1 protein-coding gene is annotated in these 292 nt (G+C 70.2%); it reads right to left on the reverse strand.

Translation table 11 applies throughout. From position 1 onward, the window contains the following. On the reverse strand, positions 1-292 hold a 292-nt coding region (locus WFH44_RS21375), incomplete at both ends, for a thiamine pyrophosphate-dependent enzyme (RefSeq protein WP_336716661.1).

Here is a 292-nt window from a genome sequence, read left to right on the forward strand (position 1 = left end):
GACGCGGACGCCGAAGCCGCCGAAGGCCTGCGCCATCAGGGCGAAGTCCGGGTTCTTCAGCTGGGTGCCGGAGATCCGCTCGGGGTAGTGGCGCTCCTGGTGCGTGCGGATGGTGCCGTATTCCTGGTTGTCCATCACGATGACCAGCGGGGTGGCGCCGTACTGGGCGGCGGTGGCCAGTTCCTGGCCGTTCATGAGGAACTCGCCGTCACCGGCGATGGTCACGACGCGGCGGCCGGGATGGGCCAGCGAGGCGGCGACGGCGGAGGGGATCGAGTAGCCCATGGAGCCG

The organism is Arthrobacter sp. USHLN218 (assembly GCF_037144715.1).
GTDB lineage: Bacteria > Actinomycetota > Actinomycetes > Actinomycetales > Micrococcaceae > Crystallibacter.